Annotated in this window: 14 protein-coding genes; 3 read left to right on the top strand and 11 right to left on the bottom strand. The window is 71.9% G+C overall.

The window, feature by feature from the left end:
* Positions 1–756: 756 nt before the first annotated feature.
* Entirely contained in the window at positions 757–1,710 is a 954-nt protein-coding gene (locus AB0947_RS19475; RefSeq protein ID WP_366751562.1) for an ROK family protein, read from the bottom strand.
* 222 nt (positions 1,711–1,932) lie between these two features.
* Here AB0947_RS19475 and AB0947_RS19480 point away from each other — a divergent pair, with 222 nt between their 5' ends.
* Entirely contained in the window at positions 1,933–2,982 is a 1,050-nt protein-coding gene (locus AB0947_RS19480) for a LacI family DNA-binding transcriptional regulator (protein ID WP_366751563.1), read from the top strand.
* Between the two features lie 195 nt (positions 2,983–3,177).
* Here the strand turns inward: AB0947_RS19480 and AB0947_RS19485 are convergent, their stop codons facing one another.
* The 5 genes from AB0947_RS19485 to AB0947_RS19505 all read right to left on the bottom strand — a co-directional run bounded on the left by AB0947_RS19485 (position 3,178) and on the right by AB0947_RS19505 (position 7,830).
* Positions 3,178–4,476, bottom strand: a complete 1,299-nt coding sequence (locus tag AB0947_RS19485; protein ID WP_366751564.1) for an aldolase — start codon at positions 4,474–4,476, stop codon at positions 3,178–3,180.
* Positions 4,477–4,664: 188 nt separating this feature from the next.
* The gene (locus AB0947_RS19490) at positions 4,665–5,627 is read right to left on the bottom strand and encodes an electron transfer flavoprotein subunit alpha/FixB family protein (protein WP_366751565.1); all 963 of its coding nucleotides are present in this window, start codon (positions 5,625–5,627) and stop codon (positions 4,665–4,667) included.
* 52 nt (positions 5,628–5,679) lie between these two features.
* On the bottom strand, positions 5,680–6,465 hold the full coding sequence (locus AB0947_RS19495; protein WP_366751566.1) for an electron transfer flavoprotein subunit beta/FixA family protein: 786 nt from the start codon (positions 6,463–6,465) through the stop codon (positions 5,680–5,682).
* Between the two features lie 227 nt (positions 6,466–6,692).
* Positions 6,693–7,202: a flavin reductase family protein gene (locus AB0947_RS19500; protein WP_366751567.1), complete on the bottom strand. Its 510-nt coding sequence runs from the start codon at positions 7,200–7,202 to the stop codon at positions 6,693–6,695.
* Between the two features lie 208 nt (positions 7,203–7,410).
* A complete protein-coding gene (locus AB0947_RS19505; RefSeq protein WP_366751568.1) occupies positions 7,411–7,830 on the bottom strand; it encodes a thioredoxin family protein in 420 nt (139 codons plus the stop codon).
* 292 nt (positions 7,831–8,122) lie between these two features.
* Between AB0947_RS19505 and AB0947_RS19510 the strand changes: the two genes are divergently transcribed.
* Positions 8,123–8,851 (top strand): lysophospholipid acyltransferase family protein, encoded by a 729-nt coding sequence (locus AB0947_RS19510; RefSeq protein WP_366751569.1) that lies wholly within the window; start codon positions 8,123–8,125, stop codon positions 8,849–8,851.
* Between the two features lie 115 nt (positions 8,852–8,966).
* Here AB0947_RS19510 and AB0947_RS19515 read toward each other — a convergent pair whose 3' ends face one another.
* The 4 genes from AB0947_RS19515 to AB0947_RS19530 all read right to left on the bottom strand — a co-directional run bounded on the left by AB0947_RS19515 (position 8,967) and on the right by AB0947_RS19530 (position 12,911).
* Positions 8,967–9,557 carry a transglutaminase family protein gene (locus AB0947_RS19515; protein WP_366751570.1) on the bottom strand — a complete coding sequence of 197 codons (591 nt, stop codon included), beginning with the start codon at positions 9,555–9,557 and terminating at the stop codon, positions 8,967–8,969.
* 92 nt (positions 9,558–9,649) lie between these two features.
* A complete protein-coding gene (locus tag AB0947_RS19520; protein ID WP_366751571.1) occupies positions 9,650–10,720 on the bottom strand; it encodes a low specificity L-threonine aldolase in 1,071 nt (356 codons plus the stop codon).
* Positions 10,717–11,472: an SDR family oxidoreductase gene (locus tag AB0947_RS19525; protein ID WP_366751572.1), complete on the bottom strand. Its 756-nt coding sequence runs from the start codon at positions 11,470–11,472 to the stop codon at positions 10,717–10,719. The genes AB0947_RS19520 and AB0947_RS19525 overlap by 4 nt, the downstream gene beginning before the upstream one ends.
* A gap of 41 nt (positions 11,473–11,513) precedes the next feature.
* Positions 11,514–12,911 (bottom strand): DUF6421 family protein, encoded by a 1,398-nt coding sequence (locus tag AB0947_RS19530; protein WP_366751573.1) that lies wholly within the window; start codon positions 12,909–12,911, stop codon positions 11,514–11,516.
* Between the two features lie 355 nt (positions 12,912–13,266).
* On the opposite strand from AB0947_RS19530, the gene AB0947_RS19535 reads away from it, so the two are divergent.
* Complete coding sequence (locus AB0947_RS19535; protein WP_366751574.1) at positions 13,267–13,950, top strand: glycerophosphodiester phosphodiesterase family protein; 684 nt, start codon at positions 13,267–13,269, stop codon at positions 13,948–13,950.
* A gap of 40 nt (positions 13,951–13,990) precedes the next feature.
* Here AB0947_RS19535 and AB0947_RS19540 read toward each other — a convergent pair whose 3' ends face one another.
* The gene (locus AB0947_RS19540; protein ID WP_366751575.1) at positions 13,991–14,530 is read right to left on the bottom strand and encodes a GNAT family N-acetyltransferase; all 540 of its coding nucleotides are present in this window, start codon (positions 14,528–14,530) and stop codon (positions 13,991–13,993) included.
* Positions 14,531–14,565 lie beyond the last annotated feature (35 nt).

The raw sequence follows: 14,565 nt of genomic DNA on the forward strand, positions 1-14,565 counted from the left end.
AGGAGCTCCACCGAGAGCTGAACCCGGGAGCCCTCCGGAAACCGGCACCGCCGAGCCCCCGCCCGGCGCCAGCCCTAGGCTCGGTCCGCAACCGGACCCAGCACTCCGGCAACTCACCACTCAACCCCGCCAATCCCCCGCCCAGAGCCGCATCCAGGAGCTCCACCGAGAGCTGAACCCGGGAGCCCTCCGGAAACCGGCACCGCCGAGCCCCCGCCCGGCGCCAGCCCTAGGCTCGGTCCGCAACCGGGCCCAGCACTCCGGCAACTCACCAGTCAACCCCGCCAATCCCCCACCCAGAGCCGCATCCAGGAGCTCCACCGAGAGCTGAACCCGGGAGTCCTCCGGAGACCGGGACCGCCGAGCCCCTGCCCGGCGCCGGCCACGGGCTCCGCCGGAACCGGGCCCGGGGCTCCGCCGACTCACAAGGCGTCCCCGACGAAGCCCCGCCCGGTGTCGGCCCCGGGGCTCACCGAGAGCTGTGTCCGGCCGCCGCCGTAAGCTGAACCCGGTGCCTCGCCAGGTCGCTGCCTGATTGGGCCCGGCGAAGTCCCGGCTCCGCCTCGCTGCCGGAACCGGCGAACCCCTGACGGCTCGCCGCCCGCTCCAGCAGCTCCCGGCGACTCCGGCCCAGCAACGTCAGACGGCTCGCCACCCGACCCGGCTCCGCCTGGAAGCCTCACGCCCCGCCCGGCACCCGGGGCGCCTCGCTGCCGTCAACCGGCGGAGCCTACCGGCTCCGTCAACCGGCGGAGCCTACCGGCTTGCCGTCGCCGGGTCCGGGGTGCGGGTCAGGGCCGCCGCTGCCGCGCCGACCAGGCCCGCGTCGGTGCCCATCTGCGCGGGGACGACGGTCAGGTGCCGCACGAAGGACAGGGTCGCGTAGTCGGTGAGGGCCTTGCACAGGGGTGTGAACAGGACGTCGCCCGCCTTGCCGACGCCCCCGCCGATCACCGCGATGTCGATCTCGACCAGGGTCGCGGTGGCCGCGATGCCGGCGGCGAGCGCCTGCGCCGCCCGCTCGAAGGAGGCCACGGCCACCGGGTCGCCCGCCCGGGCCGCCGCGGCCACCGCGGCGGCCGAGGTGTCACCGTCCGGCCCCGGACGCCAGCCGTGCTCCAGGGCCCGGCGGGCGATGTTCGGGCCGCTGGCGATCCGCTCCACGCAGCCACGCGAGCCGCACGGGCAGAGATCGCCGTCGAGGTCCACGCTGATGTGGCCGATGTGCCCGGCGTTGCCGGTCGGACCGGGATGCAGGCGTCCGCCCAGCACCAGGCCACCGCCGACACCCGTCGAGACCACCATGCACAGCGCGTTGTCGTGGCCGCGCGCCGCGCCCTGCCAGTGCTCGGCCGCGGTGATCGCGACACCGTCGCCGATCAGCTCCACCGGCAGGCCCCCGGTGACCGCACGCACCCGGTCCACCAGCGGGAAGTCGCGCCAGCCCGGCACGTTCACCGGGCTGACGGTGCCCGCGGAGGCGTCGACCGGACCGGCGCTGCCGATGCCGACCGAGCCCGCGCGTTCCCACAGGGGCGACCCGGCGAGGTCGCCGAGCACCTCCGTCACGGCCCGCATGACCGTTTCGCCGTCCTGCTGGGCGGGCGTGGCGCGCTGGGTCCTGGCCAGGATCCGGCCGCCGCCGTCCACCAGCGCGCCGGCGATCTTGGTGCCGCCGATGTCCAGGGCCGCCACGAGGTCGGTGTGCATCAGAGTCAGATCTCCCCGTTCAAGCTTGAAAATCAAAGAGAGGCAGGCCGGTCGAGCGGTGGGGGCGCAGGCCGGGGACAGCGATGGACAGTCTCTCGCGCATCTGACAACGTTGTCCAGGCTCTATGCTCGACGCCACATCCTCATACAAGCCCACGGATCGCGCACCACCCCCCGCGACCCCCCGTGGACGAGTCGGACGAGAGACAGGACAGACGCATCGTGCCCGAGACCACCCGCCGAGCAGACCGCCGTCCCGGTAACCGGTACGGCAACCGTCCGACGATGAAGGACGTGGCGGCGCGCGCCGGGGTCGGACTGAAGACGGTCTCCCGGGTGGTCAACGGCGAGCCCGGGGTCACCCCGGACACCGAGCGCCGGGTGCAGGAGGCGATCGAGGCGCTCGGCTTCCGCCGCAACGACAGTGCCCGCGTGCTGCGCAAGGGCCGGACGGCGAGCATCGGGCTGGTGCTGGAGGACCTCGCGGACCCGTTCTACGGCCCGCTCAGCCGCGCCGTCGAGGAGGTGGCCCGCGCGCACGGGGCGCTGCTGATCAACGGTTCCAGCGCCGAGGACCCCGAGCGCGAGCAGGAGCTGGCGCTGGCGCTGTGCGCGCGCCGGGTGGACGGTCTGGTGGTGATCCCGGCCGGGGACGACCACCGCTATCTGGAGCCGGAGATCAGGGCGGGTGTGGCGACCGTGTTCGTGGACCGCCCGGCCGGACGGATCGACGCGGACGTCGTGCTGTCCGACAACTACGGCGGCTCCCGCGACGGGGTGGCGCACCTCCTCGCGCACGGACACCGCCGGATCGGGTTCATCGGCGACATGCCCCGCATCCACACCGCGGCGGAGCGGCTGCGCGGCTACCGGGCGGCCATGGAGGACGCGGGCATAGCCGTCGAGGAGCGCTGGATGTCCCTCGGCGCGACGAATCCGGAGCGGGTGCGCCGGGCGGCGGAGGAGATGCTGTCCGGCGCCGACCCGGTCACCGCGATCTTCGCCGGCAACAACCGGGTGACGGTCACCGTGATCCGGGTCCTCGCCGAGCACTCCCGCCCGGTGGCGCTCGTCGGCTTCGACGACATCGAGCTGGCCGATCTGCTCCAGCCCGGCGTCACGGTCGTCGCCCAGGACGCGGCTGCCCTCGGCCGCACCGCCGCCGAACGCCTCTTCCGTCAGCTGGAGGGCACCCTGCTCGCCCCCGAACGCATCGAACTGCCGACCCGCCTGATCACCCGCGGCTCGGGCGAACTGCCCCCGGCGGTGTGAGGGGCCCGCGGCGGCGGGCCTCGCAGCCGCAGGCCGGGGTCGGGCCCCGCACGCCGGCGACGCGGATGAGGGCGTCCTTGCCGCCCCGGAGCCGTCGGTCACGTGCCGTCGCCCTCGTCGTGGCCCGGGAGCAGGGGCCCGGCCGGCGGACGTGCTCCCCCCCCCCGGCCGAACGGCCCGCGTCCTCCTTACTGCTTACTGCCCCGAAGCCGTCAGGTCGCCGCGGCGGGGGGACGCGAAGCTCTCCAGGTCGGCGCGGGTCAGGCCGGTGAGGCGGGCGACCTCGGGCAGGTCGAGGGCGCCGCAGTCGAGGCCGCGCAACAGGTAGCCGCTGAGGGCCTTGGCGGTGGCGGGCTCGTCCATGACGTCGCCGCCGGCCCGGTTGGCGTACCGGGCGAGGCGGGCCGCCGCCTGTTCGAACCCCTCGCGGTAGAAGGCGAAGACGGCCGCGTAGCGGGTGGGGAGGTGGCCGGGGTGCATGTCCCAGCCCTGGTAGTAGGCGCGGGCGAGGGCACGGCGGGTGAGGCCGTAGTGCAGGCGCCAGGCGTCGTGGACCTTGGCCGTCGGGCCGACGGGGAGGACGTTGGTGGAGCCGTCGGACACGCGGACGCCGGTGCCGGCCGCCGCGACCTGCATCACCGCCTTGGCGTGGTCGGCGGCCGGGTGGTCGCTGGCCTGGTAGGCGGCGGAGACGCCGAGGCAGGCGCTGTAGTCGAAGGTGCCGTAGTGCAGCCCGGTGGCGCGGCCCTCGGCGGCCTGGATCATGCGGGCGACGGTGGCGGTGCCGTCGGTGGCGAGGATGGCCTGGCTGGTCTCGATCTGGATCTCGAAGCCCAGGCGGCCGGCGTCCAGGCCGTGCGTCTTCTCGAAGGCCTCCAGGAGCCGGACGAAGGCGCCGACCTGCTCGGGGTAGGTGACCTTGGGCAGGGTGAGGACCAGCCCCTCGGGCGGGCCCCCGGCCGCCATGAGGCCGGTGAGGAAGACGTCGAGGGTGCGGATGCCGCGGTCGCGTACGGCGGCTTCCATGCACTTCACGCGGATGCCCATGTACGGCGCCGCCGTGCCGTTCGCGTACGCCTCGGCGATCAGACGGGCTGCACGGGCCGCCGCCTCGTCCTCCTCGGCGTCGGGCCGGGGACCGTAGCCGTCCTCGAAGTCGACGCGCAGGTCCTCGACGGGCTCGCGCTCCAGCTTGGCGCGGACGCGGGAGTGGACCGGCTCGGCCAGTTCGCCGGGCAGGCCGAGGACCGCCGCGAAGGAGGCGGCGTCCGGGGCGTGTTCGTCGAGCAGGGCGAGCGCCTGGTCGCCCCAGGAGCGCAGCGTGTCCGCGGTGAAGGCGTCCCCGGGGACGTACACGGTGTGGACGGGCTGCCGGGTGCCGGGGTCCCCGGGGTAGCGGCGTTCCAGCTCCGCGTCGACCGGTGCGAGGGAGGCGCTGATCTCCTCGCTGACGGTACCCGCGAGGCTCGTCGCCACCTTCTCCTGCTGACCCATCCCACACCCTCCAGTTTTTCCGCTCTACGGAATCAACAATCCGTAGAATGAAGTTATCTGGGTGATTCTCACTGGTCAACACCCCGTCCGGACCCTGGCCGCCCCTTCCGCCCGCCTGTCACCAGGATGCGCCGAGGCCCCGGTGACCGATCCGGTCACCGGGGCCTCGGCGCGTGCCCTGGGAAGACTCAGCCCTTGCGGGTCTTGATCTCCTCGGTGAGCTGCGGGACGACGTCGAACAGGTCGCCGACCACACCGAAGTCGACCAGCTCGAAGATCGGCGCCTCGGCGTCCTTGTTGACGGCCACGATCGTCTTCGAGGTCTGCATGCCGGCGCGGTGCTGGATCGCACCGGAGATGCCGTTGGCGACGTAGAGCTGCGGCGAGACCGACTTGCCGGTCTGGCCGACCTGGTTGGTGTGCGGGTACCAGCCGGCGTCCACGGCGGCACGCGAGGCGCCGACGGCCGCGCCGAGTTGGTCGGCGAGGGCCTCGATGATCGAGAAGTTCTCGGCGCCGTTGACACCGCGGCCGCCGGAGACCACGATCGCGGCCTCGGTCAGCTCCGGGCGGCCCGTCGACTCACGCGGCGTACGGCCGGTGATCTTCGTGCCGGTCGCCTTGTCCGAGAAGGTCACGGACAGGGCCTCGACCGCGCCCGCGGCCGGGGCGGCCTCGACGGCGGCCGAGTTCGGCTTGACCGTGATGACCGGGGTGCCCTTGATGACGCGCGACTTGGTGGTGAAGGACGCGGCGAACACCGACTGGGTGGCCACCGGGCCCTCGTCGCCGGACTCCAGGTCGACGGCGTCGGTGATGATGCCGGAGCCGATGCGCAGCGCCAGGCGGGCGGCGATCTCCTTGCCCTCGGCGGAGGACGGGACCAGCACGGCGGCCGGGGAGACGGCCTCGTAGGCGGCCTGGAGGGCGTCCACCTTCGGCACGACCAGGTACTCGGCGTACTCGGACGCGTCGTGGGTGAGGACCTTCACCGCGCCGTGCTCGGCGAGCGTGGCGGCGGTGTCGGCGGCGCCGTTGCCCAGCGCGACGGCGACGGGCTCGCCGAGGCGGCGGGCCAGGGTCAGCAGCTCCAGGGTGGGCTTGCGGACGGCACCGTCCACGTGGTCGACGTAGACGAGGACTTCAGCCATGGGATTGCTCTCCTGCGAAACGAAGTTGAGGGGCGGTCAGCGGGGGCGAGCCTCAGATGAACTTCTGGCTCGCGAGGAACTCAGCGAGCTGCTTGCCGCCCTCGCCCTCGTCCTTGACGATGGTGCCGGCCGTGCGGGCCGGACGCTCGGTCGCGGCCTCGACCTTGGTGAACGCGCCGTCCAGGCCGACCTCCTCGGCCTCGATGTCGAGGTCGGACAGGTCCCAGGACTCCACCGGCTTCTTCTTGGCCGCCATGATGCCCTTGAAGGACGGGTAGCGGGCCTCGCCCGACTGGTCGGTGACGGAGACGACGGCCGGGAGCTGCGCCTCGAGCTGCTCCGAGGCGGCGTCGCCGTCGCGGCGGCCCTTGACCGTGCCGTCCTCGACGGAGACCTCGGACAGCAGCGTGACCTGCGGGACCCCCAGGCGCTCGGCGACCAGCGCCGGGACGACGCCCATGGTGCCGTCGGTGGAGGCCATGCCGGAGACGACCAGGTCGTAGCCGGCCTTCTCGATGGCCTTGGCCAGGACCAGGGAGGTGCCGATGGCGTCGGTGCCGTGCAGGTCGTCGTCCTCGACGTGGATGGCCTTGTCGGCACCCATCGAGAGGGCCTTGCGGAGGGCGTCCTTGGCGTCCTCGGGGCCGATCGTCAGGACGGTGACCTCGGCGTCGTCCGCGTTCTCCGCGATCTGGAGGGCCTGCTCGACCGCGTACTCGTCCAGCTCGGAGAGCAGACCGTCCACGTCGTCGCGGTCGACGGTCAGGTCATCGGCGAAGTGCCGGTCGCCAGTGGCGTCGGGCACGTACTTCACAGTGACAACGATCCTCAAGCTCACGCCGGCTCTCCTACTGCATCGTCATTTCGGGCTGCCTCTTGCAGGCAGCATAGGCGCCTCAAGCGGCCGATCCCGGTCGGGGCGTCCGCGCGCTCCGAACGAGATATTACTCACCAGTACACCTAGTGCCTGCCCGCTAAGCAAGCGCTTTGAACTGTGACGTTCGCAACGCAGCGTAACCGGAGCCCGACGGCCTCGCAGGAGGGGGCGGAGCGGTCGGGACGTGATCAATCCCGCAGGCCGTTGAAGCGGCCCTGGTGGTAGAGGAGCGGGCGGCCGGCGCCCGAGGGGTCGCCGAGGACCACCTCGGCGAGCACGATCCGGTGATCACCGGCCGGGACCCGCCCGACGATCCGGCACACCAGCCAGGCGAGCACGTCGTCCAGCACGGGGACGCCTTCCGGGCCCTCCCGCCAGCCGGTGGGCGCGCCGAAGCGGTCGGCGCCGCTGCGGGCGAAGGTGGCGGCCAGCTCGCTCTGGTGTTCGCCGAGTATGTGCACGCCCACGTGGTCGGCCTCGGCCACCGCGGGCCAGCTGGAGGCGCCGGTGCCGATGCCGAAGGAGACCAGGGGCGGGTCGGCGGAGACGGAGGTCAGGGAGGTGGCGGTGAAGCCGACCGGCCCGGAGGCGCCGCGCGCGGTGATCACCGCCACGCCGGCGGCGTGCCGGCGGAAGGTGGAGCGCAGCAGATCGGAGGAGGCGGGCCGAGCGGCGCCGAGGTCGGGAGTGGCCGTCATGGAACTGTCCTTCTGCGGAAGTCGGGGCGTGGGTCCGTGGCAGCTCAACGGCCCGGACAGCGCGCGCTCGCGGTGCGGGCCAGGTCGACGTGGACCCGACCGTGGAGAAGGAGTTCGGTCGGCATACGGTCAGGCTGACGATGGATGGCGCGTGCAGTCAAGCCGGCTCCGGGATGCGGAAGACGCCTCACCGTTCCCTGACACCCGCTCATACCGCCTCCCCGAGCGCCGCGATGACGTCCGCCGTGCGTGGCTGCCCGGTGGCGCGCCGCACCACCCGCCCGCCGGCGTCGAGGACGAGGACGGTGGGCGTCTTGAGGATCTCCAGTTCGCGCACGAGGTCCAGGTGCGCCTCGGCGTCGACCTCGACGTGGGTGACGCCCGGGACCATTCCGGCGACCCCGGCGAGGACGCGCCGGGTGGCCCGGCAGGGTGCGCAGAAGGCGCTGGAGAACTGTACGAGCGTGGCGCGCTCCCCCAGTTCGCCGCCGAGTTCGGCCGCACCGAGCCGCCTTCCGTCGTCGTGCCCGCGCACCCGCGTTCTCCCCTTCCGCCGTCCGTACGGCTCTTCATGGGCGCCCGCCGCCGCGAGCACCGCCCGGCACACCACCGGTCGTACTCCATACAAGCGTTCCCGCGCCCGCGATGATTCCCCGGGGGCCCCGACGCGGCGACAGCCGTCAGGGCGCGGCATGTTCCCCCCTTCACGGGGAACCACGACACGTGTGGAGTAAAGGAACGTGAGGATCCACGGTGGGATGTAGGCCGACGTGACGAGGATCTCGCCGCCGCGGGGCACCAGGACTGGCTCCCCGTCCGTTCTTCGGGCACGATCTGCGAGACGCCGTAAACCTACGGCTGCGTAACTTTCCCGCCGGGAGCCCCTTTCCCGAGCAGAGCAGAAAGGGTCCACCCCGCCCATGGCAGAGCTGGTCTACCGTCCCGTCATCGGTTTCGCCAAGACGATGTTCAAGGTCTGGGACCTGAAGATCGACTGCAAGGGGTCGGAGAACATCCCGCGCGCGGGCGGCGCGGTTCTGGTGAGCAATCACATCAGCTACCTGGACTTCATCTTCAACGGTCTGGCCGCGCTGCCGCAGAAGCGCCTGGTGCGGTTCATGGCCAAGGAGTCGGTCTTCCGGCACAAGGTCTCCGGTCCGCTGATGCGGGGCATGAAGCACATCCCGGTGGACCGCGCGCAGGGCGAAACGGCGTACGCGCACGCCCTGGACTCGCTGCGCTCCGGCGAGGTCATCGGGGTGTTCCCGGAGGCGACGATCTCCGAGTCGTTCACGCTGAAGAGCTTCAAGTCGGGCGCGGCCCGGCTCGCCCAGGAGGCGGGCGTGCCGCTGGTCCCGATGGCGGTGTGGGGCACGCAGCGGCTGTGGACGAAGGGGCACCCCCGCAACTTCAAGCGCGACCACCTGCCCGTCACCGTCCGCGTCGGCGAGCCGGTGGAGGCACCGCGCGACCAGTACGCCGGTGCGATCACCCGCCGCCTGCGCGAACGCGTCCAGGAACTCCTGGACGCCGCTCAGCGCGCGTACCCGGGCCGTCCCAAGGGCCCGGAGGACACCTGGTGGCTCCCCTCCCACCTGGGCGGCACCGCACCGACGACCGAGGAACTGCGCACGGCCGGCGCCCACTGAGGCCCACGGCACGGAGCGGGAAACGCGGTCCCGGGCGGTGGCCGGCCCACGCCACACCCGACACCACTGGCCACCCGCTCCGGCGCCCCTCCGGCCCGGGGTCCGGCCGTTTCCTTCAGAGTGTGCCCGGGAGCGTCCTCCACAGGTGCGGCCGGTCCGGTGCGGCCCGCAGGGCGGCGAGGACGACCGGGTGCGGTGCGGCGTACAGGACCGGATAGTCCACCTCGTGGGACGAGGGGTCCGGGACCCAGGCCAGTCGCTCGCCGTCCAGCGAGAACCGGGCGTCGACACCCGGCTTGTTCCCGCGAGGGTCCTGCCGGTGCCAGGCGCCGCGGAAGCGGACGGCGACCAGGCCGTGGACCGCGTGCCCGCCCTCTCCGTCCCCCAACCGCTGGTAGCACAGGGCGGCCGGGATGTCCTCGGCCCGCAACAGGGCGGCCAGGGCATGGGACTTGGCGTAGCAGATGCCCGTACCGAGGGCCAGCACGTCGGAGGCGCGCCAGGTGACGCGGAGGTCGCCCGAGTCCTGGGAGTGCGGGATGGCGTCCCGGACGAACTCATAGGCGGCCCGCGCATAGTCATACGAATCGGAGACCTCCGCCGCCAGGCGGGCGGCGGTGGCCCGGACGACCGGATGATGGTGGTCGATGACGTCGTCGGCGGCCAGGTAGGCGGACAGGTCGGCGGTGTCCTGGATGAGCTCCATGCCCGCAGAGCATAGGAATGCGATCACCCGAGAGTCAATGACTTTTCAGGCAACCGCATACTTATGCAGAACGGGAGGGGGAGATCCGGCGGCTAGCGCGCCATCTCCTCCTTCAGCGCCGCCACGAAGGTGTCGACGTCGTCCTCCGTGGTGTCGAAGGAGCACATCCAGCGCACCACCCCGGCACCCTCGTCCCAGAAGTAGAAACGGAACCGCTTCTGGAGCCGCTCACTCACGTCGTGCGGCAGCTTGGCGAAGACACCGTTGGCCTGCACCGGGTGGAGGATCTCCACGCCGTGCACCGCGCGGACGCCCTCGGCGAGCCGCTGGGCCATCTCGTTGGCGTGCCGGGCGTTGCGCAGCCACAGGTCCTTGGCGAGGAGCGCCTCCAACTGCACGGAGACGAAACGCATCTTGGAGGCCAGTTGCATCGACATCTTGCGCAGGTGCTTCATCTGCCGCACCGCGCCGGGGTTGAGCACGACGACCGCCTCGCCGAACACGGCGCCGTTCTTCGTGCCGCCGAGGGAGAGGATGTCGACGCCGACCGCGTTGGTGAACGTCCGCATGGGCACGTCCAGGGAGGCGGCCGCGTTGGCTATCCGGGAGCCGTCCAGGTGCACCTTCATGCCGTGGGCGTGGGCGTGCTCGCAGATCGCGCGGATCTCCTCGGGCGTGTAGAGGGTGCCCAGCTCGGTGCTCTGGGTGATCGACACCACCTGGGGCATCGCCCGGTGCTCGTCCTCCCAGCCCCAGGCCTGCCGGTCGATCAGCTCGGGCGTGAGCTTGCCGTCCGGCGTCGGCACGGTGAGCAGCTTGAGCCCGCCCATGCGCTCGGGCGCACCGCCCTCGTCCACGTTGATGTGCGCGCTCTCGGCGCAGATCACCGCGCCCCAGCGGTCCGTGACCGCCTGGAGCGCGACCACGTTCGCGCCGGTGCCGTTGAAGACCGGGAAGGCCTCGGCGGTGGCCCCGAAGTGGCTCCGGATGATCCGCTGGAGGTTCTCGGTGTAGTCGTCCTCGCCGTACGCCACCTGGTGGCCGCCGTTCGCCAGGGCCAGGGCGGCCAGCACCTCCGGGTGCGCTCCGGCGTAGTTGTCACTGGCGAAACCGCGGACCTGCGGGTCGTGGTGGCGACGCGCGTCGGTCTTCGGAGGGTTCACGGCTTCTCGGTCAGCCACAGACGGTTTCCGTTCACTTCCGCGGCGGGCTTGCTCCAGACGTCCACGACGGCCTCGGCCAGGTCCTTGACGTCCGTGAAGCCCGCGAACTTCGCGTTGGGGCGTTCGGCGCGCATCGCGTCGTGCACCAGCGCCTTCACCACCAGGATGGTAGCCGCGGACGTCGGCCCCTCGGCGCCGCCCGCCTTGCGGAAGTAGTCGGCCAGGGCCAGCGTCCACGCCTCGGCGGCGGCCTTGGCCGCGGAGTACGCGGCGTTGCCGGCGGTCGGCTTCGACGCACCGGCCGCGCTGATCAGCACGTACCGGCCGCGCTCGCTGCGCTGCAGCGCCTCGTGGAAGGCGAGGGAGGTGTGCTGCACGGTCTTGACGAGCAGCAGCTCCAGGAAGTCCCAGTCGTCCAGGCTGGTCTTGGTGAACGTCTCGCTGCCGCGCCAGCCGCCCACCAGGTGCACGAGCCCGTCGACCCGGCCGAAGTCCTTCTCGATGTGCGCGGCCCACTCCCGGGTGGACTGCAGGTCGAGCAGGTCCACCGTGTCACCGGTGACGGTCGCGCCACCGGAGGCGTACCGGGCCGCGTCGACGGCCTCGGACAGCCGCTGCGGGTCGTTGTCCGCCCCGACGACGGTCGCCCCGGCCTCGGCGAGCCGCAGCAGCGCCGCGCGCCCGGCGGGTCCGCCCGCACCGGCCACCGCGATCACCGCGCCGCTGAGCGGTCCGTTCGTCCCGTTCCCCATGTTCTTCCCCTCTGAAGCAGTGTTCCGGACGACGCGGTCGCTCACGCGGCGATCCGCTCGGCGGTGTCCGCCGTGATGCCCTTGGTGGAGGCGATCACATTCTTCAGCTTCTTGGACAGGGCCTCATAGAACATGCTCAGCGGAAACTCGTCCGGAAGCACGTCGTCCACGAGCTTGCGCGGGGGCTGGGTCAGGTCCAGGGCGTCCGGGCCCTTGGCCCACCGGGAGCCGGGGTGCGGGGCGAGGTAGGTGGAGACCAGCTGGTAGCCGGCGAACCAGTGCACCAGCTTCGGGCGGTCGATGCCGTCCCGGTAGAGCTTCTCTATCTCGGCGCACAGCTGGTTGGTGACCTGCGGGGCGCGCTCCCAGTCGATGGAGAGCTTGTTGTCGGTCCAGCGGACGACGTCGTGCTTGTGCAGGTAGGCGAAGAGCAGCTGGCCGCCGAGGCCGTCGTAGTTGCGGTTGCGGTCGCCGGTGACCGGGAAGCGGAACATCCGGTCGAAGAGGACCGCGTACTGCACGTCGCGGGCCTGCGGGACGCCGTCCGCCTGGAGCTTCACGGCCTCCTTGAAGGCGGTGAGGTCACAGCGCAGCTCCTCCAGGCCGTACATCCAGAACGGCTGGCGCTGCTTGATCATGAACGGGTCGAACGGCAGGTCGCCGTGGCTGTGGGTGCGGTCGTGGACCATGTCCCAGAGCACGAAGGCCTCTTCGCAGCGCTTCTGGTCGTGGACCATCGCGGCGATGTCCTCGGGCAGCTCCAGGCCCAGGAGGTCGACGGCGGCCTCGGTCACGCGGCGGAAGCGGGCGGCCTCGCGGTCACAGAAGATGCCACCCCAGGAGAAACGTTCCGGCGCCTCGCGCACGGCGATCGTCTCCGGGAAGAGCACGGCGGAGTTGGTGTCGTAGCCCGAGGTGAAGTCCTCGAAGGTGATGCCGCAGAAGAGCGGGTTGTCGTACCGGGTGCGCTCCAGCTCGGCCAGCCAGTCCGGCCAGACCATGCGCAGCACGACCGCCTCCAGGTTGCGGTCCGGGTTGCCGTTCTGCGTGTACATCGGGAAGACGACCAGGTGCTGCAGGCCGTCGGCGCGGTTCGCGGCCGGGTTGAAGGCCAGCAGGGAGTCCAGGAAGTCCGGGACCTGGAAGCCGCCTTCGGCCCAGCGGCGCAGGTCCCTCACCAGCGCCTCGTGGTAGGCGGCGTCGTGCGGGAGGAGCGGGGAGAGCCGCTCGACCGCGTCGGCGACACGCTCGACGGCCGCCGCGGCGTCGGCCCGCTCCGGGGAGCCCTCGGCGTCGAAGTCGATCGATCCGTCCTTCGACTGCCATGGCCGGATCTGCTCCACGGCATCCTTGAGCACGGGCCAGGCCGGGTGCTCCACCACCCTGGTCAGCGGAGAAACCTGCTCCTCCACACCCGACTGCACAAGAATTTCCGTCATGTCCCATCCTCCACAGGAGAACCTCGCGTGCAGACACCGTATGCATACCCGGTTTCTCTCAGCAAGAGCAGATTCGGGAAATTATTCTGTCCATCCCCTTGGTCACCGACATTTTTCCTGCGGCAAACCGTGACGACGCTCACTTCCGCGACAACATGCGAGCCGGGGGCGGCCATGGTCCGATAGGTACCGGCCGACGGGCGGCCGTCCGGGAGCCGGAAGCCCCGGTGCAGCCACGGGTTCAACGCGCGGCCCGGCCACTAGGCTGCGAGCCTGCCGCGTGGACGACGACGTCCGGTACGGGGGCCGTCGGTCCGCGCGTCGCCGAGCCGCCGTCGACGGAAGCGAGTTGACCGTGAACTTCCTTACCATCGGACATCGCGGAGTCATGGGCGTCGAGCCCGAGAACACCCTCCGTTCCTTCGTCGCCGCGCAGCAGGCCGGCCTGGACCTGATCGCACTCGATCTGCATCTCAGCAAGGACGGCGCCCTAGTCGTCATGCACGACGCGGAGGTGGACCGGACGACCGACGGCTCGGGGCCGGTCGCCGAGAAGACGCTCGCGGAGCTGCGCGCCCTGGACGCGGGCCGCGGGGAGCGGGTGCCGGTGTTCGAGGAGGTCCTGGAAGCGGTCGGCACCCCGTTGCTGGCCGGAATCAAGGACGTGGCCGCGGCGCGGGCGCTGGCCGAGGTGATGCGCGCGCGGGATCTGACCGCGCGGGTCGAGGTGTCGTCGTTCGACGACGAGGCGGTCGCCGAGATCGCGCGGCTGGTGCCGGGCGTGCGCACCGCGCTGGTCGCGAGCCGGTACGGCACCGACGTGGTGGACCGCGCCGTGGCCGTGGGTGCCGCCACGGTGTGCCTCGACATCCGCCGGCTCACCCTGGAGATCGTCGAGCACGCGCGCGCGTCCGGGCTGCGGATCATCGGCTGGGTGGTCAACACGCAGGACCAGCTGCGGCTGGTCCGCGCCCTGGAGCTGGACGGGGCGACGACCGACTACCCCGAGATCAAGCGCACGGGCCGGTTCACCGCCTGACCCGGGCGTCCGGGCCCGTGCCCGGACGCCTGCCGTGACCTCACACCAGCGGCTTGACCAGCAGCTCGAACCGCAGGTCCGAGCGGAGCGGGATGCCGAAGCGCTCGTCGCCGTACGGGAACGGCTGCGTCCGGCCCGTACGGCGGTAACCGCGGCGCTCGTACCAGGCGATCAGGTCCTCCCGCTGGGAGATCACCGTCATCTGCATCTCGGTGACCCCCCAGGTCTGCCTGGCCAGGCGCTCCGCCTCCGCCATGACGACCTTGCCGAGGCCCGCGCCCTGCTGGGTGGGGCTGACCGCGAACATGCCGAAGTAGGCGTGGTCGCCCCGGTGTTCCAGCTGGCAGCAGGCGACCACACGACCGTCCCGCTCGGCGGTCAGCAGCCGGCTGCCGGGGGCCTTGATCACCTCGAGCACGCCCTGCGGGTCGGTCCGCTGACCCTCCAGGAGGTCCGCCTCGGTGGTCCACCCCGACCGGCTGGCGTCCCCCCGGTACGCCGACTCGACCAGTGCCACGAGGGCGTCGACGTCGGCGTCGGTGGCGTCCCGGAAGGTGAGTCCGGTGGCGGTGGCGTCCATGGCTGCGGTCTCCGATCTCGGGCGTGGCTGAGCCA

Origin of the sequence: Streptomyces sp. NPDC047841, from assembly GCF_040704085.1 — a bacterium.
In the GTDB taxonomy this organism is placed as follows: domain Bacteria; phylum Actinomycetota; class Actinomycetes; order Streptomycetales; family Streptomycetaceae; genus Streptomyces; species Streptomyces argyrophylli.

Excerpts from the sequence above, each read along its gene's own strand:
- AB0947_RS19475 (WP_366751562.1), bottom strand. The coding sequence starts at position 1,710 with ATGCACACCGACCTCGTGGCGGCCCTGGACATCGGCGGCACCAAGATC.
- AB0947_RS19485 (WP_366751564.1), bottom strand. The coding sequence starts at position 4,476 with ATGGGTCAGCAGGAGAAGGTGGCGACGAGCCTCGCGGGTACCGTCAGC.
- AB0947_RS19490 (WP_366751565.1), bottom strand. The coding sequence starts at position 5,627 with ATGGCTGAAGTCCTCGTCTACGTCGACCACGTGGACGGTGCCGTCCGC.
- AB0947_RS19500 (WP_366751567.1), bottom strand. The coding sequence starts at position 7,202 with ATGACGGCCACTCCCGACCTCGGCGCCGCTCGGCCCGCCTCCTCCGAT.
- AB0947_RS19510 (WP_366751569.1), top strand. The coding sequence starts at position 8,123 with ATGGCAGAGCTGGTCTACCGTCCCGTCATCGGTTTCGCCAAGACGATG.
- AB0947_RS19515 (WP_366751570.1), bottom strand. The coding sequence starts at position 9,557 with ATGGAGCTCATCCAGGACACCGCCGACCTGTCCGCCTACCTGGCCGCC.
- AB0947_RS19525 (WP_366751572.1), bottom strand. The coding sequence starts at position 11,472 with ATGGGGAACGGGACGAACGGACCGCTCAGCGGCGCGGTGATCGCGGTG.
- AB0947_RS19530 (WP_366751573.1), bottom strand. The coding sequence starts at position 12,911 with ATGACGGAAATTCTTGTGCAGTCGGGTGTGGAGGAGCAGGTTTCTCCG.
- AB0947_RS19540 (WP_366751575.1), bottom strand. The coding sequence starts at position 14,530 with ATGGACGCCACCGCCACCGGACTCACCTTCCGGGACGCCACCGACGCC.